The sequence below is a fragment of the Herbidospora yilanensis genome, assembly GCF_001570565.1.
Lineage (GTDB): Bacteria > Actinomycetota > Actinomycetes > Streptosporangiales > Streptosporangiaceae > Herbidospora > Herbidospora yilanensis.
In genome coordinates this window covers 241,539-260,309 of the sequence record NZ_BBXE01000018.1, presented here as the reverse complement: position 1 = coordinate 260,309, position 18,771 = coordinate 241,539, and the positions used below count along the sequence as shown (strand labels likewise).

At 71.3% G+C, this 18,771-nt stretch carries 18 protein-coding genes; 11 read left to right on the top strand and 7 right to left on the bottom strand.

Annotation, left to right across the window (positions count from 1 at the left end):
- Nucleotides 1-13 precede the first annotated feature (13 nt).
- A complete protein-coding gene (locus AW273_RS12415) occupies nucleotides 14-1,417 on the top strand; it encodes a cellulose binding domain-containing protein (protein WP_232327331.1) in 1,404 nt (467 codons plus the stop codon).
- 50 nt (nucleotides 1,418-1,467) lie between these two features.
- On the opposite strand, the gene AW273_RS12410 is transcribed toward AW273_RS12415, so the two are convergent.
- Complete coding sequence (locus AW273_RS12410; protein ID WP_062348337.1) at nucleotides 1,468-2,151, bottom strand: DNA alkylation repair protein; 684 nt, start codon at nucleotides 2,149-2,151, stop codon at nucleotides 1,468-1,470.
- Nucleotides 2,148-2,801, bottom strand: coding sequence for a TetR/AcrR family transcriptional regulator (locus AW273_RS12405; protein WP_232327329.1), 654 nt, complete (start codon nucleotides 2,799-2,801; stop codon nucleotides 2,148-2,150). The genes AW273_RS12410 and AW273_RS12405 overlap by 4 nt, the downstream gene beginning before the upstream one ends.
- A gap of 64 nt (nucleotides 2,802-2,865) precedes the next feature.
- Between AW273_RS12405 and AW273_RS12400 the strand changes: the two genes are divergently transcribed.
- From AW273_RS12400 to AW273_RS12380, 5 genes are all read left to right on the top strand, one after another.
- Nucleotides 2,866-4,167, top strand: a complete 1,302-nt coding sequence (locus AW273_RS12400) for an alkaline phosphatase D family protein (RefSeq protein ID WP_062348336.1) — start codon at nucleotides 2,866-2,868, stop codon at nucleotides 4,165-4,167.
- Nucleotides 4,168-4,240: 73 nt separating this feature from the next.
- A complete protein-coding gene (locus AW273_RS12395) occupies nucleotides 4,241-5,728 on the top strand; it encodes a glycoside hydrolase family 3 protein (protein WP_062348485.1) in 1,488 nt (495 codons plus the stop codon).
- A 170-nt stretch (nucleotides 5,729-5,898) separates the two neighbouring features.
- Nucleotides 5,899-6,156: a hypothetical protein gene (locus AW273_RS12390; RefSeq protein ID WP_030450924.1), complete on the top strand. Its 258-nt coding sequence runs from the start codon at nucleotides 5,899-5,901 to the stop codon at nucleotides 6,154-6,156.
- A 46-nt stretch (nucleotides 6,157-6,202) separates the two neighbouring features.
- A complete protein-coding gene (locus AW273_RS12385) occupies nucleotides 6,203-6,463 on the top strand; it encodes a hypothetical protein (RefSeq protein WP_030450923.1) in 261 nt (86 codons plus the stop codon).
- A 112-nt stretch (nucleotides 6,464-6,575) separates the two neighbouring features.
- Nucleotides 6,576-7,388 (top strand): ATP-grasp domain-containing protein, encoded by an 813-nt coding sequence (locus tag AW273_RS12380; protein ID WP_232327328.1) that lies wholly within the window; start codon nucleotides 6,576-6,578, stop codon nucleotides 7,386-7,388.
- 1 nt (nucleotide 7,389) lies between these two features.
- Here AW273_RS12380 and AW273_RS12375 read toward each other — a convergent pair whose 3' ends face one another.
- Complete coding sequence (locus tag AW273_RS12375) at nucleotides 7,390-8,151, bottom strand: SDR family oxidoreductase (protein ID WP_062348331.1); 762 nt, start codon at nucleotides 8,149-8,151, stop codon at nucleotides 7,390-7,392.
- A 201-nt stretch (nucleotides 8,152-8,352) separates the two neighbouring features.
- On the opposite strand from AW273_RS12375, the gene thrS reads away from it, so the two are divergent.
- Genes thrS through gad form a run of 3 tightly spaced genes read left to right on the top strand, consistent with a single transcriptional unit; the run spans nucleotide 8,353 to nucleotide 12,237 of the window.
- Nucleotides 8,353-9,558: a threonine--tRNA ligase gene (thrS, locus tag AW273_RS12370; RefSeq protein ID WP_062348330.1), complete on the top strand. Its 1,206-nt coding sequence runs from the start codon at nucleotides 8,353-8,355 to the stop codon at nucleotides 9,556-9,558.
- 43 nt (nucleotides 9,559-9,601) lie between these two features.
- On the top strand, nucleotides 9,602-10,819 hold the full coding sequence (locus tag AW273_RS12365) for an aspartate aminotransferase type Ic (RefSeq protein WP_062348328.1): 1,218 nt from the start codon (nucleotides 9,602-9,604) through the stop codon (nucleotides 10,817-10,819).
- A 47-nt stretch (nucleotides 10,820-10,866) separates the two neighbouring features.
- Entirely contained in the window at nucleotides 10,867-12,237 is a 1,371-nt protein-coding gene (gad, locus tag AW273_RS12360) for a glutamate decarboxylase (protein WP_062348327.1), read from the top strand.
- A gap of 24 nt (nucleotides 12,238-12,261) precedes the next feature.
- Here the strand turns inward: gad and AW273_RS12355 are convergent, their stop codons facing one another.
- Nucleotides 12,262-13,623: an extracellular solute-binding protein gene (locus AW273_RS12355; RefSeq protein WP_083949704.1), complete on the bottom strand. Its 1,362-nt coding sequence runs from the start codon at nucleotides 13,621-13,623 to the stop codon at nucleotides 12,262-12,264.
- The gene (locus tag AW273_RS12350; RefSeq protein ID WP_157555738.1) at nucleotides 13,620-15,497 is read right to left on the bottom strand and encodes a vWA domain-containing protein; all 1,878 of its coding nucleotides are present in this window, start codon (nucleotides 15,495-15,497) and stop codon (nucleotides 13,620-13,622) included. Before AW273_RS12350 ends, AW273_RS12355 begins: the two co-directional genes overlap by 4 nt.
- Nucleotides 15,498-15,818: 321 nt before the next feature.
- Between AW273_RS12350 and AW273_RS12345 the strand changes: the two genes are divergently transcribed.
- Complete coding sequence (locus AW273_RS12345) at nucleotides 15,819-16,187, top strand: hypothetical protein (RefSeq protein ID WP_062348322.1); 369 nt, start codon at nucleotides 15,819-15,821, stop codon at nucleotides 16,185-16,187.
- Here AW273_RS12345 and AW273_RS12340 read toward each other — a convergent pair.
- Nucleotides 16,148-16,516 (bottom strand): winged helix-turn-helix transcriptional regulator, encoded by a 369-nt coding sequence (locus AW273_RS12340; protein ID WP_232327326.1) that lies wholly within the window; start codon nucleotides 16,514-16,516, stop codon nucleotides 16,148-16,150. The two genes, AW273_RS12345 and AW273_RS12340, sit on opposite strands and share 40 nt — an antisense overlap.
- Before the next feature lie 113 nt (nucleotides 16,517-16,629).
- Between AW273_RS12340 and AW273_RS12335 the strand changes: the two genes are divergently transcribed.
- Nucleotides 16,630-17,463 (top strand): NAD(P)H-binding protein, encoded by an 834-nt coding sequence (locus AW273_RS12335; protein WP_062348317.1) that lies wholly within the window; start codon nucleotides 16,630-16,632, stop codon nucleotides 17,461-17,463.
- Here AW273_RS12335 and AW273_RS12330 read toward each other — a convergent pair.
- Complete coding sequence (locus AW273_RS12330) at nucleotides 17,457-18,764, bottom strand: glycosyltransferase 87 family protein (protein WP_083949703.1); 1,308 nt, start codon at nucleotides 18,762-18,764, stop codon at nucleotides 17,457-17,459. The genes AW273_RS12335 and AW273_RS12330 overlap by 7 nt on opposite strands.
- Between the last annotated feature and the right edge of the window lie 7 nt (nucleotides 18,765-18,771).

Genomic DNA, 18,771 nt, shown 5'->3' with positions numbered 1-18,771 from the left:
AGAAAGGTCAGATGTGTCCAGCAAGAAGTGGTTAGCCGGCGGACTGATGTCCGCCCTCGCCGTCATCGGCCTGGTGGCGCTGCCGGCCGAGGCCGCGACCGCCGTCAAGGTCCAGTACAAGACCAGCGCGTCCGGGGCCCAGGCCGACCAGGCCGAGCCCTGGCTGAACCTGGTCAACACCGGCACCACCGCCGTGGCGCTCAACACCGTCAGGATCCGCTACTACTTCAAGGCCGACTCGGCGTCGCAGCAGTACCGCTTCGCCTGCTCGTGGGCGGTCGTCGGCTGCTCGACGATCACCGGCGCCTTCGGCACGATCTCGCCCGGCACGGCCACCGCCGACCGCTACCTGGAGATCGGCTTCACCGGCGGCTCGCTCGCCCCGGGCGCCTCCACCAGCGACATGCAGCTCCGGTTCTACCGGGCCGACTGGCAGCGCGTCACGCAGAGCGACGACTACTCCTTCGGCGCGCAGACCTCGTACGCCGACTGGAACAAGATCACCGTCTACCAGTCGGGCGCCCTGTTGTGGGGCAACGCCCCGGCCGGCGGCAACCCCAGCCCGTCGCCGTCGGCTTCTCCGAGCACGTCACCTCCGCCTGGAGGCAACAACGGCGTGGTCTTCGACGACTTCAGCTACTCCTCGCACACCGACCCGAACATCACCGCGCACAACTGGACGATCCGCACCAACCAGGGCGGACCCGGCATCCCCGGCGCGACCTGGCCGGCGTCCAACATCACCTTCCCGACCGTGAGCGGCGCCAACAAGGCCCTCCAGCTCAAGTCGGTCACCGACGGCACCTCGGCCGGCACCCAGCAGTCGGAGGTGCTGCACCAGCGCAAGTTCCTGGAGGGCACCTACGCCGCGCGGGTCTTCTTCACCGACACCCCGACGACCGGCCCCGACGGCGACCACATCGTGCAGACCTTCTTCACGATCACCCCGCTCAACCAGGACCTCGACCCGAACTACAGCGAGCAGGACTTCGAGTACCTCCCCAACGGCGGCTGGGGCGAGCCCGCGAACATCATGTACGCCACCTCGTGGGAGACCTACCGCAACGAGCCCTGGCTCGCGGTCAACACCCACACCGCCAACCGCATCAGCTACGCAGGCTGGCACGACCTGGTTCTCCAGGTCTCCGGCGGCGAGATCAAGTACTACATCGACGGCCAGTTGTTCGCCACCCACGGCGGCGACTACTACCCGGAGACCGTGCAGTCGGTGAACTTCAACCTGTGGTTCATCAGCGGCGGACTCGTCGGCAGCGCCACCCAGCGCCAGTGGATCCAGCAGGTCGACTGGTTCTACCACGCCAAGAACGAGGTGGTCGCGCCCGCCACCGTGATCCAGCGTGTGAACGACTACCGCACCGCGGGCACGAGCTGGGTCGACACCGTCCCGGCGAGCTGACGCTCGGGGACTGACCGGCGGCTCGCGCGCATTCGGGGCGCGCGAGCCGTTCAGTCGTTGCCCGGCACGTTCTTCAGGGCCTCACGTCGCGACAACCCGCTGAGCCCCTGGTGCTCGACGTAGCGCACGACCTCGCGCGGGTGGGTCTTGGCGTATTCGCGCAGCGCCCAGCCGATGGCCTTGCGGGCGAAGAAGTCGGTGTCGGACAGGCTCGGCTCGATGCAGGCGTAGAGGAGCGCGCTGTCGGTGTGTTCCTTGAAGGTGTTCTGCGACAGGATCGCCGTGCGGCGTTTCCACAGGTCGGGGCCGTGGGCCCAGTCGAGCATCGTCGGGCGCATCGTCTCGGGGAACCGGCGCAGCAGGCCGCCCACCCGGTGGACGGCCAGTTCGTCGACCAGGTCCCACCAGGCGCCGGTGACGATCATCTCCTCGTACATGGGCAGGGTGTAGAGGGTCTGCCACGGGCGGTAGAAGCGGAAGCCGGTCAGGTCGACCGCCGCGTAGCGCTCCTCGCGGTATTCGGCCTCGCGCCACAGTTCGAGGACGGCCCGGCGCCACACCGGCGCGGAGTCGAGCCGGTGGCCGGCGAACACCTTCTTCAGCGCCAGCCGCCTCGGCCCGCTCCGCACGCCGAGGAACGGCATCTCGGACTTCATGTAGGCCCGCATCACCGGCGCCTTCCCGGGGTCGGCGAGGTCGCCGAGAGCGGACCGGACCGCGTCGACGAGGCTCATCGCGGCCGGTTGGTCCGCTCTCCGGTCGCCAGCCCGTCGAACAGGACCGTGATGTAGTGGTCGGCGAGCGCGGTGGTGTTGAGCCGCCCGCCCGGACGGAACCACCGGACCGCCACCCAGATCGAGTCGCGGAGCATGCGGTAGGTCAGCTTCGGGTCGACGTCGGCCCGCAGCTCGCCGGTGGCCTGGCCCTTCTTGATCTGCTCCATCCACATGCGCTCGATCTCGTCTTCGGCCTTCACGAGGTAGTCGAAGCGGTGGTGCTCCAGCGAGCGCAGGTAGTTCCAGTCGTTCTGCATGACGGTGATCGCGGCCCGGTGGGGTTCGAGCGTGGCGAAGCCGGTGCGGACCATCTGGGCGAGCACCTCGGCCGGGCCCTTCCCGGAGTCGAGGATGACCCGGTAGCGCGCGGTCAGGTCGTCGAGGAAGGTGCGGAGGACCTCGTCGACGATCGACTCCTTGGAGTCGAAGTGGTGGTAGAGGCTGCCGGACAGGATCCCGGCCTCGTCGGCGATGTTCCGGACGGTGGTGGCCTGAAAGCCCTTGCGCGCGAACAGTTCAGCCGCCAGTTTGACCAGGTGGTCGCGGCGCTCCGAGGCGGTCACCCCGTGGGTTCTGCGCGCCGTCACGGTGCTCTTGCGCTGGTTCACCCACCCATTATGGGCTGTTGGGGCCGGCGGACCATTCAGAGCGCGGAATCGGCGATGATCGAGGATGGCGAAAATCAAATTCCCGTTCACGCTGGGCGTCGCCTCGGGGGAGCCCGCGCCCGACGGCGTCATCATCTGGACCCGGCTCGCCCCCGACCCCCTGAACGGCGGCGGCATGCCCGCGAGCGCGTTCGACGTGCGGTGGGAGGTGGCCGAGGACGACACGTTCGCGAAGCTCACGGCGTCGGGCACGGCCAGGGCCCAGCCCTCCGGGGCGCACAGCGTGCACGTCAAGGTCACCGGTTTACACCCGGCGTCGGTCTACTTCTACCGGTTCCGCGCCGACGGCCACACCTCGCGCGTGGGCCGCACCAAGACCGCGCCCGCACCCGCCTCGACGGCGCCGCTGAAGATCGCGGTGGCGAGCTGCCAGCGCTACGAGCACGGCCACTTCACCGCCTACAAGCACATGGTCGCCGACGACCCCGACGTGATCCTGCACCTGGGCGACTACATCTACGAGTACGGCAAACCGGCGGTGCCCGAGCCGGGCCGCTACGTCCGGCCGCTGAAGGACTCGACCGCCGCCTGCACCACCCTCAACGCCTACCGCGAGCGGTACGCCCTCTACCGCCTCGACCCCGACCTCCAGGCCGCCCACGCCGCCGCGCCCTGGATCACCATCCCCGACGACCACGAGGTGGTGAACAACTACGGGGGCCGCACCGGCGACCCGAAGCGCAGGAAGGCCGCCTACCAGGCCAACGCCGAACACCTGCCCTACCGCGTCAAGCCGGCCGGCGACGCGATGCAGTACTACCGATGGCGTCCGTTCGGCAAGGTGCTCGACCTGCTGGTGGCCGACGCGCGGCAGTACCGCGTGGCGGGCGACATCCTCGGCCCGGCCCAGACGACCTGGCTGCTCGACCGGCTCAGGGATTCCACCGCCCGCTGGACCGTCCTCGCCCAGGCGCTGTTCTTCGCCCCGCGCACCCCGCCGAGCACCGACGCCTGGGACGCCTACCCGCAGAGCCGCCGGAAGGTCCTCGACGCCGCGCCGGAGAACTTCGTGGTGCTGAGCGGCGACGTCCACAACGCCTGGGCGGCCCGGCTTGACAGGGGCGTGGAATTCGTCGCGACGTCCGTCAGCAGCGCCCCGCCGGCCGTCCGCGACGACGTCCTGGAGCGCAACCCGCACCTCGGGTTCTTCGACGGACGGCGCGGCTACCTGGTCGCCCACGCCTCGATGGAGGAGTTCACGGTCGACTACCGGGCCGTCGGGTACGTCGACCGCCCCGGCGCCCCGGTGTCCACGGCAGCCTCCTTCCGCGCCGTCGGTAACAAGCTCGAACGAATCGACTTGTGAAATTGCAGGTAAGACCTCTAGCGAATAGGAAACTTTCCTATTAGATTTCGGGCATGCCCAAGTGCGGTGCCGCATGACGCGAAGCACGGAGCTGTTGCGTCTGGCTGATTCGGTCATCCTCCCCGGCTTCATCGGGACCTCGCCCCCCGACTGGCTTCGCCGGCGTCTCGCCGACGGCCTCGCCGGGGTGGTCTTGTTCTCCCGGAACGTCGACACGCCGGACCAGCTCGCGGCCCTCACGGCCGCGCTGCGCGCGGAGAACCCCGCGCTCCTGGTCGGCATCGACGAGGAGGCGGGCGACGTCACCCGGCTGGAGGCCCGTACGGGCAGCTCCCGCCCCGGCAACTACGCCCTCGGCGTGGTCGACGACGTGCATCTCACCGAGGAGGTGGCCAGAGACGTCGGACACGACCTGGCCGCCGCCGGAGTGACGATCAACTTCGCGCCCGCCGCCGACGTCAACTCCAACCCCGACAACCCGGTGATCGGGCTGCGCTCCTTCGGCGCCGATCCCGGCCTGGTCGCCCGCCACACGGCGGCGTGGATCAGGGGGTTGCAGTCGGCCGGCGTGGCGGCCTGCGCCAAGCACTTCCCCGGCCACGGGGACACCTCGCTCGACTCCCACCACAGCCTCCCGGTGGTGGCGGTCAGCCGCGAGGAACTGCACGAGGTGGAGTTGTGGCCGTTCCGCGCCGCCATCCAGGAGGGCGTGCGGGCGATCATGACGGGACATCTGGTCGTGCCGGCGTACGACGAGACGATGCCGGCCACCCTGAGTTCCCGCATCCTCACCGACCTGCTCCGGGGCGAGCTCGGCTTCGACGGCGTGGTGATCACCGACGCCATCGAGATGGCCGCCGTCGCGGACGTCTACGGCATCGGCGGCGCCGCCGCCCGCGCGGTGGCGGCCGGGGCCGACTCCATCTGCGTCGGCGGCGAGCACGCCGACGAGGCGACCTTCGACCACATCCGGGAGTCGATCGCCGACGCCGTCACGGGCGGCCTGCTGCCGGAGGCCCGGCTGCACGAGGCGTGCGCCCGGGTGGCCAAGCTGGCCGCCTGGCGCTTCACCCCCGGCGACCGCGTGCTCAACGGCGGCCCGGTCGGCCTGGCCGCCGCCCGCCGCGCGATCAGGGTGAGCCACCACGACGGCGCCCGCCTGCCGCTCAGCGCGGCCCCCCACGTCATCGAGCTGGCGCCGGACACCAACCTGGCCATCGACAAGGGCCAGCCGTGGGGCGTCGCCGATCCGCTGGGAGCGCTCCTCCCCGGCACCACGGTGACCCGCCTCGGCGAGGCCGAACTGGCCGACGGCCTGCCCGCCGACCTTCTCGACCGGGCCGCCGACCGGCCGCTCGTCGTGGTCGTGCGCGACGCCCACCGCCACGCCTGGCAGATGGACGCCCTCGGCCACGTGCTCGCCGCCCGACCCGACGGCGTGGTGGTCGAGATGGGCCTGCCCGGACGCACCGACCTGGGCTCCGTGCACATCGCGACACACGGCGCGTCGCGGGTCTGCGGGCAGGCGGCGGCCGAGACCTTGACCGGTCGTTTGCCGTGAAATCCCCATAATCAACGGCCTCGCGGGCGCAGCCGCGGGGCCGTTTCCATTTCCAGACCAAAATTCTGATCACAGAGTGCTATCAATCAACTACGCAGAGCTATATGCTCGGCAGTGCTTTGACCGGCCAGTCAAACAGACCGTCAAGGAAAGCGCGAGAAGGAGCCGTAGTGATCAAGAAGATCTGCGTGACCAGTGCGATGCTCGCGGCCGCCGCCGGTGCGAGCCTCATCGCCACCCCGGCCCACGCCGACACGTGGTCCGACAACTGGAGCGCGAACATCGGTTCGGCTCAGTCGGGCAACAACTTCGGCTGGGTCGCGGCGCGCAACGCCGGCTCCGGCCGTTCGACGAACGTCAACACCATCAACGGCATCTCCGCTACCGCCACCGGCGGCAGCGTGACCGTGGTCTACATCTTCAAGTAAACCGCCGGTCGCGTCCCCAGCACTCACCCCACCCGAAGGAGAGATCATGTTCAAGAAGCTTGCCATGACCGGTGCCGTCCTCGCCGCCGCCTGTGGCGCGAGCCTGATCGCCGCGCCCGCCCACGCCGACACCTGGATCAGCAACGGCAGCGTGAACCGCGGCTCCGCCCAGTCGGGCAACGTGTTCGGCAACGTGGCCGCCACCAACATCGGCGGCGGTTCGTCGACCAACTCCAACACCATCAACGGTGTCTCGGTCACCGCCCGCAACAGCGTCGCGGGCCTCGCCTACCGCTTCGACGACTAGTCGTCGACTCCGGCGCGCGCCGGGCTCTCCTTCCGGGCCCGGCGCGCGCCGTCGCGCGTTGCGGCCATGATGGGTTCTTGTACGTCATGCCGCACATGCAAGGGGAATGTCGATGAAGGCCGCGTATGTCACCTGGGACGGGCCCGATCCGGAACGCGAGACCGTGCTCTCGGCGTGGCTAGCCGAGGGGATCGAGGGCGCACCCGTCCGGTGGGACGACCCCGAGGCCGACTGGTCGGAGTTCGACGCGGCCGTGGTCCGCTCACCGTGGGACTACGTCGGCCGGCGCGACGAGTTCATCGACTGGGCCTGGCGGGCCGAACAGCACACCCGGCTGCTCAACCCGGCGTCGGTGCTGGCCTGGAACACCGACAAGACCTACCTGAAGCACCTGGGCGTGCCGACCGTGCCGACCCACTGGAGCTCGCTGGCCCTGCCCGACTGGCCCGAATACGTCGTCAAGCCGACCGTCTCCGCCGGGGCCCGCGACACCATCCGCACCACCTCCGCCGAGGAGGCCGCGGCGTTCGCCGCCTCCCTTGAGGCCCAGGGCCGGCCGATCATGGTGCAGCCCTACGTCGAGAGCGTCGAACACGAGGGCGAGTTGTCGCTCCACTACTTCAACGGCCAGTTCAGCCACGCCGTCCGGCGCACCCCGCTGCTGATCCCCGGCATCGGCGACCTCAACGACGCCGGGGCCAAGGCCACCCTGCGCGACCCCGACGACGACCAGTTCGACCTGGCCGAGGAGATCCTGGGCAAGGTGGCCGAGCCGCTCCTCTACGCCCGGGTCGACCTCGTGCGCATGCCCGGCGGCGAGCCGGTGCTGATCGAGCTGGAGCTCACCGAGCCGTTCCTCTACCTCGACACCGAGCTCGAGGCCCCCGGATTCTTCGCCCGTTCCCTGAAGGAGATGCTCTCCTGAGTCATCCGTGGGCGGTGATCCCGCCGTCCACCGGGATGACGGTTCCCGTGAGGTAGGAACCGGCCCGTGACGCCAGGAAGATCGCCGTCCCGGCCATGTCGTCGGGACGGCCGATGCGGCCGAGCGGCACGCTGTCGGCGACCATCCGGCGGGCCTGCGGGTCGTCGAGCACGAACGACATCATCTTCGAGTCGAACGGGCCGGGCGCGATGGCGTTGACGGTGATCGACTCCTTCGCCAGGCGGTCGGCCAGGTGCCGGGTCAGCATGTGGACGGCCGACTTGGTGGCCGAGTAGGCGTAGCTCTCCATCGCCGGGGTGCGCAGGCCGTCGACCGAGCCGATGTTGATGACCCGGGCCGGGTCGTGGGGGGTCGCGGCCTTCCTGAGCAGGGGGAGGAACCGCTGCGTCAGGGCGAAGACCCCCTTGACGTTGATGTTCCAGAGCTTGTCGAAGGCCGACTCGGGATAGTCGTCGAGGGGCGCGCCCCAGGCCGCCCCGGCGTTGTTGACCAGCACGTCGAGCCGGTCGTGGCGGGCGGCGACCAGGTCGTGCACGGCCTCGACGCCCTCCCGCGTGGACAGGTCGGCCCGCACCGACCCGCACCCCAGCGCGGCGGCGGCCTCCTCCAGCTGGTCCTGCTTGCGGGCGGTGAGGTAGACGGTCGCGCCGCCGTCCACGAACCCCTGGGCGATCATCCGCCCGATCCCACGGGACCCGCCGGTCACCACGACGATCTTGCCTTCGACGGAGAAGAGAGTCATGGGGCCGAGGGTACCGACCGGTCGGTCTGTAGGGAACGGGGACCTTCCGTGTGTTAGCGTTCGGGTATGCAGCGCGCCCATCTGACGACGACGCCGGACTCCGTCCCGGCGCGCTGACCACTGCCTTACTTCGAAGCCCGGGGCGCACCGCCCCGGGCTTCGGTGTCGTGTGCGCCCCTTTCTCACCAAGGGAGACGCATCGTGTACGACCACCGCAGACTCGGCCGTGAACTCGACCTGTTCGACGGCGATCCGCTCATCGGCGCGGGGTTGCCCTTCTGGTTGCCCGACGGCGCGGCGGTCCGGATGGCGCTGGAGGACTACGTCCGCGACGTCGAGAGACGCAACGGCTACCGGCACGTCTACTCACCGATCATGGGCAAGCGCGAGCTCTACGAGATCTCCGGCCACTGGGACCACTACCGGGACGACATGTACCCGCCGATGTCGGTCGGCGAGGAGCAGGTGGTCCTGCGGCCCAGCCTGTGCCCGCACCACGCGCTGATCTACCGGTCACGCGGGCGCAGCTACCGCGACCTGCCGCTCCGGCTGGCCGAACTCGGCGGGATGTACCGGTCGGAGCCGTCGGGCGTGCTGGGCGGGCTGACCCGCGTCCGGGCCATCCAGCTCAACGACGCGCACATCTTCTGCACCGCCGACCAGGCCGTCGAGGAGGCCCGCGCGGCCCTCGAACTGATCGCCGCCGCCCACGCGGCCATGGGCGTCAAGCCGGTGCGCCACCGCCTGTCGCTGCCGGGCTCCTCCGGGAAGTACGTCGCCGTCCCCGGCCTCTGGGAGCGCGCGGGCGAGATGCTGCGGGAGGTGCTCCACGACGTGGAGTACGAGGCCGTCGAGGGCGAGGCCGCGTTCTACGGGCCGAAGATCGACATTCAGATCGCCGACAACCTCGGGCGGGAGTCGACCCTGTCGACCGTCCAGATCGATCTCTACCAGCCCGCCCGGTTCGGCCTGGAGTACACCGGCGCCGACGGGGCCCGGCACCGGCCGGTCATGGTCCACCGGAGCATCGTCGGCAGCGTGGAGCGGGCCGTCGCCCACCTGATCGAGGTGCACGGCGGCGCGTTCCCGGCCTGGCTCGCGCCGGTGCAGGTGGCGGTGCTGCCGCTGGGGGAGGACGAGGTGGCCTATGCCGGGGCGGTGGTCTCGCGGTGTGCCGGCCTCGGGCTGCGCGCGGAGCTCGCGGGGCCCGGGAGGGGCAGCCTGGGGGCGCGGATCCGGGAGGCGCGGCTCGTGCCGTACCAGTTGATCGTCGGGGCCCGGGAGGCGGCGGCCGGTGAGGTGTCCATCCGCCTTCGCGACGGGCGCAAGCCCGCCGCCCTGCCGGTGGGGGAGGCGCTCGGGAGGATCGGGGAGATCACCTCGCGACGGGGGACCGGGTTGTGGTGACTAAGCTTTCGATGACCGCCCATTACTACCGAGGGAACCCGCGATGAGCGACGTGCGTGCCGAGTACGAGGAGCTGAAGGCCAGGGGACTGAAGCTCGACCTGACCCGGGGCAAGCCCGCCTCGGCCCAGCTCGACCTGTCCACCCCGATGCTCTCGCTGCCTGGGACGTCCTACCGCTCCGCCGACGGCACCGACACCCGCAACTACGGCGGGCTCAACGGCCTGGCCGAGCTCCGGGCGCTGTTCAGCGGGTTCCTCCAGGTCCCGGCCTCGCAGCTCATCGTGGGCGGCAACTCCAGCCTCGCCCTCATGCACGACGCGATCGTCCACTGCCTGCTGGGGGTGCCGCTCGGCGCCGCCCGCCGGTGGGCCGACGAGGAGCGGGTGGCCTTCCTGGCCCCCGTGCCGGGATACGACCGGCACTTCGCGTTGTGCGAGCGCTTCGGCATCGAGCTCATCCCGGTCGCGATGACCCCCGCCGGTCCCGACATGGACGAGGTCGAGCGCCTCGTCGCCGCCGACCCGGCGATCAAGGGCATCTGGTGCGTGCCGAAGTACTCCAACCCCGACGGCACGACCTACTCGGCCGAGACCGTCGCGCGGCTGGCCACCATGACCACGGCGGCGCCCGACTTCCGGATCTTCTGGGACAACGCCTACGCCATCCACCACCTGTTCGACCAGGAGGCCGAGCTCGCCGACCTGCTGGCGCTGGCCACCGAGGCCGGCAACGCGAACCGGGTGTTCGTGTTCGGGTCGACGTCCAAGGTGACCCTGGCCGGTTCGGGCGTCTCGTTCTTCGGCGGCTCGCCCGAGACGATCGCCTGGTACCTCGGCTACATGGGCAAGGGCACGATCGGCGCCGACAAGGTCAACCAGCTCCGCCACGTCGAGTTCCTGCGCGACGAAGACGGCGTGCGGGCCCACATGCGCGCCCACGCCGACCTGATCCGGCCCAAGTTCGAGACCGTCGACCGGATCCTGTCGAAGGAACTGTCGGGCCTGGCGACCTGGTCGTCGCCGCTCGGCGGCTACTTCATCTCGCTCTCGGTGCCCCAGGGCACGGCGAAGGAGGTCGTGCGCCGCGCCGCCGAGGCCGGCATCGCGCTGACCCCGGCCGGGGCCACCCACCCCTACGGGCAGGACCCGTCCGACTCGGTCATCCGCATCGCCCCCACGTTCCCCGACCTGGCGGAGCTCGAAGCGGCGATCAGCGGGCTGGCCGTCTGCGTGCGGCTGGTCGCGGCCGAGCGCGCCTGAGCGCGCCTTACCTGAAGTGATCGCTCGATGACTGATAGACATCGAGCATGGCGTTGCACTCCGGACACACGCACCACAAACACCCGGCGTCGCGATCGGTCAACCCGGTCACGGCGCTGGGTCTCGACCTGACCGCGCCCACCCACCGGCTGTTCGACACGCCGGTGCCCGCCGAGGCGGCGTGGCAGTTCGTCCACGACGAACTGATGCTCGACGGGAACGCCCGGCTCAACCTGGCCACGTTCGTGACGACGTGGATGGAGCCGCAGGCCGCCCGGCTGATGGCCGAGTGCGCCGACAAGAACATGATCGACAAGGACGAATACCCGCAGACGGCGGAGTTCGAGCGGCGCTGCGTCTGCATCCTGGCCGACCTGTGGAACGCGCCGTCGCCGTCCGACGTGATCGGCACGTCCACGACCGGGTCGAGCGAGGCCTGCATGCTGGCCGGGATGGCGCTGAAGCGCCGCTGGTCGGGGCCCGGGAGACCCAACCTGGTCATGGGGGCCAACGTCCAGGTGTGCTGGGAGAAGTTCTGCCGCTACTGGGAGGTCGAGCCCCGGCTGGTGCCCATGTCGGGCGAGCGTTTCCACCTGACCGCCGAGGAGGCGGTCAGGTACTGCGACGAGAACACCATCGGGGTGGTGGCCGTTCTCGGGTCGACGTTCGACGGGTCCTACGAACCGGTCGCCGACATCTGCGGGGCCCTCGACGCCCTCCAGGAGGCGCGCGGGTGGGACATCCCCGTCCACGTCGACGGGGCCTCCGGGGCGATGATCGCGCCCTTCCTCGACCCCGGGCTGGTGTGGGACTTCCGGCTGCCGAGGGTGGCGTCGATCAACACGTCGGGGCACAAGTACGGGCTGGTCTACCCCGGGGTCGGATGGGTGTTGTGGCGGCACACGGACTGCCTGCCGGAGGAGCTGATCTTCCGGGTCAACTACCTCGGCGGCGACATGCCGACCTTCGCGCTGAACTTCTCCCGGCCCGGGGCCGAGGTCGTGGCGCAGTACTACAACTTCCTGCGGCTCGGGCGGCGGGGCTATCAGGAGGTCCAGGGGACCTCCCGGGCGGTGGCCACCCACCTGTCGCGGAAGATCGGCGAGATGGGGGTGTTCCGGCTCATCTCCCGGGGCGACGAGCTGCCCGTGTTCGCGTTCACGACCGCCGACCCGGTGACGGCCTTCGACGTGTTCGACGTGTCGCGGCGGCTGCGGGAGCGGGGGTGGCTGGTGCCGGCGTACACGTTCCCGAAGGACCGGGAGGACCTGGCGGTGCTGCGGATCGTGGTGCGCAACGGGTTCAGCCACGACCTGGCCGATCTGCTGCTGGCCGACCTGGAGCGGGTGCTGCCCGACCTGGAGGCGCAGCCCCATCCGATGCACCGGGACATGAAGGCGATGGGCTTCCACCACTGAGGGCGCGGGTCGGAGAGGCGGCGTTCAGCCGCAGTCGGAGCCGTCGCCGGGCAGCCGGCCCTCCGCCGCGGCCCGCAGGCGGTCGGCGAACTCGTCGTAGTAGCGCAGGTCGCGCGGGCCGGCCGAGCGCAGGACGGTCAGCGCGCACGCGCGGAACGTCTCGCTCAGGCGGCTGTAGTAGGGGACCCGGGGGCGCAGCAGCGCGCCGTCCATCGCGCGGCGGACCGTCTGGGCGAAGTCGCCGAACTCCGCGACCAGGCTCTCCGGCTCCTCCGCGTCGCCGCGCAGGCAGGTGAGGGCCTCGGTGAACTGGCGCGTCTCGTACTCGCTCACCTCGTAGGCGGCGGCGAGCACCGGCGCGTAGCTGCCGCAGGCGAACAGCTTCGCCTGGACCGCCGGGGTCGTCAGGTGCTCGACCAGGCTTTCCGCGGCGGCCCGGTTGCGGGTCTTGGGGGAGATCACCAGCACGGAACCGCCGAGCACGCCGCCCCGGGGCAGCGGCCGGTAGGAGAAGGTGAGCCTGCCGCCGGCGTCGCGGAACCGGCTGTCGAGCCACAACGAACGGAACACCGAGGGCCAGTGCCGCATCACCATGGGGGCCGGCGGGCGGGCGCTGCGGAAGGCCCGCAGGGTGTCGCCCTCGGAGTGGTCGAGCGAGTCGCCGTCGATCAGGCCGGTCTTCAGAGCGGTCCGCCAGGCCTCCAGGCGGGGCCCGGCGACCGCGCGCAGTTCGGCGCCGCCGGGCATGTCGCCGGGGTCGGACAGGAGCGGCACGAGCTCGGGGCCGATCGCCTCGATGAGGTTGACCATCGCGCCCTCGTAGTCGTCGAGCTGGGTCAGCGCCTGGCCCGGCGGCTTGGCGCCGGACGCCTCGCCGCCCCAGATCCTCGACACGAGCTCGCCGGTCGCGCCGATCGAATAGGCGAGCGGCACGTCGGCGGCGAACGGGACGCCGTACTGGGTCCCGCCGATCTGACCGGCGGCGACGGACTTGGCCATGAAGGCCGAGGCCGGGTGGGGCAGCTCGACGGGGGAGGCGTAGCCGTTGGCCACGAACTCGGCGAGGTGCGCGACGTCGAGGACCAGGACGTCGTAGGGGCACGCGCCGTCCTGGTCGGTGGCGGCCATCTCGGCCCGCGCCTCGTCGGGGATCCGGGAGATCTCGACGTACCGGGCCGTGTGGCCGCGGTCGTGCCACGCGTTGACCAGGCCGCGCTGGGTGCGGTCCATGCTGTCGTCGTAGCCCGCGGCCACCGTTATCTCGTCGGTGTTCCCCGGGCAGCCGCCGGCGGGGGCGCGGTTCAGGAACGACATCGCCCCGCTGAAGGCGATGGTCAGCGCGAAGCCGGCGACGAACGGCCACACGGGACGCCTGCGGCGGGTCATCGGGGCTCCCTGAGCCGGTCGAGGGCCGTGGTGACGTCGAAGCCGGCGGCTTCGACGCAGAAGACGCCGCTCTCGCCCGCGTGGTCGGACCGCAGGGCGGGCGGGCACGCGGTGCCGCCGACGTTGACGATGTAGACCGGGGCATCGCTCGGTTTGCCGGTCGCCTGCTCGACGACCTCGGCGGTGATCCGGCGCAGGTCGGCCTGCTTCCCCGGGCTGGTGTCCGTCACGATCACCATGACGTCCATGGGACGGTTTCCCATGCCCGCGATGGTCGAGGCGGCGTCGAGGTCCCAGTCGCGCGGCGTCCACTGGGCCAGGTAGCCGACCACCTGGCCGCCCTGCGAACCGGCGAGGTCGGAGGGATAGGCGTTGTAGATCTGCGGACGGCCGTCCCGGGACGGCCGGCGCGCGATGTCGAGCGAGATCCGGTCGGTGGGGCGGAGGGCGTCGACGATCTCCCCGACCGCCCGCACCGTCACCGGCAGGTGCCGCTGCATCGATCCCGACCCGTCGAGCACCAGGGCCAGGTCGAGCCGCTGCTCCCGGTTCCCGATCGCCTCCATCGCCGCGGCCAGCGCGCCGCCGGCCGGCGCCGGCTGCGCCTCGGGAGCGGGCGTGACCGCCCGTGCCCGCAACCACCCGGCCAGTTCGCGGACGACCGTGCTCCGCCCGGCGCTATCCCGGTCGGGCCACGCCGGGCGGATCGCCCGGTAGTCGAGCGCGGCCAATGACGGAATGTCGGGAATCCACAACCGGCCGCGATTCTGGTCGCCGCCCGGGCAGATCTGGCCGGGCCGGTTGTTGTAGTCCTCCATCAGGTGGCGCGGCAGCAGGAAAGCCGAACGGCGTAACAGGGTGTTGCGCCGGGATTCGTAATCGCGCTGCAGATTGCACAGCAGGGAAATGGGATCCGCCTGGTCCTTCCAGAAGGCGTCGCCCATCTCCTCGGGCAGTTCCCGCATCTTGTCCTCGGCCGCCTCGGGATTCGGAAAGACCCGGCGCGCGTTCAGCCCGGCCGTCGCCGTCAGGCCGATTCCGGTGATGAGCGGGTCGGGCCGGGCGAAGTTCCGGCCCGGTCGGGCGTAGAACCGGAGCACCGAATCGAGGGAGACGCCTCCGGCCTCACGCTCGACCTGGTTGCGCAGCGTCTCCGGAACGCCCACCGCGATCTCCGCGTAGCCGACCGGCCCGGCGTCCTCGACGGGCGCCCCGGCCGCGGCCAGCAGGTTCGCGATGTCCCGGCTCTCGACGACGACCAGGTCGGGACGGGGGCCGATCAGCCGGACGCCGTCGGGGGTGCGCCAGCCGTTGCGCAGCGCGGCCAGGAGCCCGGTGACGGGCGGTGCGGCGACCACCTTCAGCCGGGTCTCCGCGCACCGGTTCGCGGCCCGGTCGAGGGTGAACTGCCGCGCCAGCAGGTCGAACGCCGGAACCTCGTACGACGGCACGCTCAGCACGATCTCCCGCGGCATCGGACACTGCCCGATCCACGCCTGGAGGCGCTGCCACCCGGCGGGCGCCGTCTGCGCCAGCGCGAGCACCATCCCCCCGGCCACGACGCCCGCCGCGCCCATCCGCAACGAGGGCCACACGGCGGCGATCCGCCCTCGCGGCCACCAGCGCGGGAGCCGGCGTTCCCGTCCCGCGGCCCTCCGCCGCCACCGGTCGCGCACCGGACGGTAGACCGCGGCGACCAGGATGACGCCGATGGCGATCCGGACGACCCAGCGGGCCGCGAGTTCGGTGCCGGTCACCGCCAGCCCGATCTCGGGCAGGATGCCGAGCAGGGCGATCACGGCGGCGATCCGGGCGTCGGAGCCGTCGCGTGCGCCCTCTCTCGTGCGGGGCTCTGCGTCCCCCGAAGGACTCATGGACTCCGTCGCCCCTCCGTCGACTGCGGACCGAGCGTAAGCAGGGCCCGCGCCGGTTTCGGGCGGGATGATGGAATTGAGACCTTTGGCGCGGTGCCGGGGAGGACGCGGCGAAGGCGCTGACGGGGCGGCGAGGACGGCATGACGGATTCTTCGCCATTGACAGTTTCGAATTCGACCGCATTCGACGGTCTGCCCGTTAAGGTGGCGCTAATCGAGCAGCGGGAGGCGCTACCAATGAGGCCGACACTAATCGCGCTATTCACCGGTGTGCTGGGCATTTCGGCGTGTAGTGCGGCCGATTCCTCTGTTGAGACGCCCATGGAACGCCCGAATTCCGCGCTTTCGTGCACGTCTTTCTTCTGCCATATCGGCTCCGATCCCGCCATTGTCGTCCACGACCTGGAATCGTCGAATCTGGGCTCGCTCAAGGCCCGGCTGACCTGGCTGGAGAACGAGGCCTGCCTCGTCGCCGTCACCCGCGACACGACCGTCGTCCCGGTCTGGCCGAAGGACACCACGCCCGTCCGCGCGTCAGACGGACGGCGCGGCGTGCACGTCCCGGGCAAGGGCGAGATCCTCGACGGCGACACCTTCAAGCAGGGCGGGTCGTGGCTCGCGGGCGCCGACATCCCCTCGGGCTGTGGCGGTCACGACGGGGTCTTCGCCGTCGACAGTTTCGAGTCGTAGGAGCCGCGGGCGGCCAGGACGTCGCCGATGTGCGAGTCGGCCCACGACGTGATGGCGTCGACCACGCCTTCCAGGCTGCGCCCGAGCGGGGTGAGTTCATAGTCGACCCGGGGCGGCACCACCGCGTGGACCGTGCGGGTCACCAGGCCGTCGCGTTCGAGGCCGCGCAGCGTCTGGGTGAGCATCTTCGGGGTGACGCCGTCGATCTTGCGGGACAGTTCGGTGAAGCGCAGCGGGCCGCCGCGGAGCTGGGTCACGATCAGCACGCTCCACGCGTCGCCGATCCGGTCGAGCACCTGGCGGCTCGCGCAGTCTCTCAAGCTGTCCACCTGCTCACTATCCCTCAGGAGAGTACTGCACTTCAAGGTGCCCTCTATCGATCGGGAAGCATGACCTGACCTGCTCTGTTGCCCCCGTTACATCGGTAATGAGAGGGAGCGAGATGACCTACGTCGTCACCGGCGCCACCGGACCCTTCGGGCGGCTCGCCGTCGAGAGCCTGCTGCGCCGCGGGGTGCCCGCCGGGGAGATCCGCGGGATCGGACGCCAGATCGAGAAGGCCGCCGACCTCGGCGTGGAGATCCGCAGGGCCGACTACGAGGACGGCGACGCGCTCCGCGACGCCTTCGCGGGGGCGTCGCGGTTGCTGTTCGTGTCGGGGTCGGAGCTGGGACGGCGGCGGCAGGGGCAACACGCCAACGTCGTGGCCGCCGCCGTCGAGGCCGGGGTGGAGCTGGTGGCGTACACGAGCATCCTGAACGCCGCCACCTCCACGATGGACCTGGCCGAAGACCACCGGGCCACCGAGAAGCTGCTGACCGATTCGGGGCTGCGGTCGGTCTTCCTGCGGAACGGGTTCTACTACGAGGTCTACGCCGGCCAGGTGCCCGCCTACCTCGAACACGGCGTCGCGGGGGCGGCCGGAGACGGGCCGATCGGCGCGGCGGCCCGCGCCGACCTCGCCGACGCCGCCGCGGCGGTGCTCACCCAGGAGCCGGAGAAGGGGGTGTACGAACTGGCGGCCGAGGTCTTCACCCTGGCCACCCTGGCCGAGGCGGTCACCGAGGTCACCGGGCGGCCGGTCGGCTACACGCCGCTGACCGGCGAGCAGTACCGGGAGGTTCTCAAGGGCGCGGGGTTGCCCGACGAGGTCGCCGGGATCGTCGTCGGCATCGACCTCGGCATCGCCGGGGGGAACCTGGCGGCGTCGGGCGACGACCTGGCGAAGCTGATCGGCCGTCCGCCCGTCACGTTGCGGGAGGCGCTCGCTCAGTAGGCGAAGGCCGGGGCGGTGCGGGCCGGCGTCCGCACCGCCCAGCCCGCCAGCACCCCCAGCGCGGCCAGCGTGTAGGCGACCGTGCCGAGGCCCGTCACGTAGGCGACCGCGCCGGCGGCGGCCACCCCGAGCCACTCCCAGCGCCCGTCGAGGGCGACCAGGGCGACGAGCAGCAGCGCATACCAGGAGTAGCCGGGCGTGAGCAGCAGGAACGCGGTCCCGGTCACGACCAGCCCGCCCTGCCAGGGCCGCGCGGGGTCCCCCTTCACGATCGTGTACGCCGCCACGGCCCCCATCGCCAGCACGACCACCGGCAACGCCCAGGCGTCGGGCGCCAGCAGCCGGACCAGCCCGTAACGCCCGTCGGACCCGGTCGAGTAGCCCTCCTCGGACGCGTAACCGCCCAGGTAGCCGAACACCGACGCCTTCGAGGCCAGCGCATAGGGCAGGTAGGCGAGGACCACCACGAGGCCGGCCGGCACCAGGACGGCCATGGCGTCGCGCGGGCGGCGTACACCCGAGAGCGCGCCCGGCAGCAGGACGGCGGGGAAGAACTTCGCGGCGACGGCCGCGCCGAGCAGCGCACCCCCGGCGGCGCGCCGCCGCGCCAGCAGCCCGAGCGCCGCCACCGCCAGGAACACCGACAACACGTCGGCGTGGGCGTTGTTGACCGCCTCGATCGGCACCGCCGGGCACCACGCCCACAGGCACGCCCCCCGCGCCCCCGCGAGCCGCACCAGCAGCAGCGTCGTCGCCGTCGCCAGCAGCAGGCCGCCCACCTGCAGCGGCTTGTGCCGGGACCCCGGCGGCGACAGGGTGTGGACGGCCAGGAAGTAGGCCTCCGACACCGGCGGATAGATGGTCGGCACCCGCGGCCGGTTGATGCGGGTGCAGCCGCCGCCCCACAACCACGACAGGTACGCCGTGCGGCAGATCGGCCCCTCGGTGAACAACCAGTCGTCGCGCAGTCCGGCCAGCTCCTCGGCGACGGGCGGGTGGTCGTAGGGGGAGATCCCGGCCGCCTGCACCCGCCCGTCCCACGCGTAGCGGTAGGAGTCGGTGCTGGTGCGCGGCCCGTCCAGCAGCCCGACCGCCCCCACGGCGAGCCCGCCCGCCACCACCAGCACGGCCGCCCTCCCCGGCGGCACCCGCCAGAGCGACCACGCCGCCGCCGCGAACAGCGCCCAGCAGACCGCGTACCAGCCGATCAGCCCCGCCGGGTCGGCCAGTTGGCCGCGCCGGGTGACGGCGACGGTCAGCGCGGCGGCCAGGGCGCCCAGCAGGGCGACGGTGAGTCTCACCGGGCCA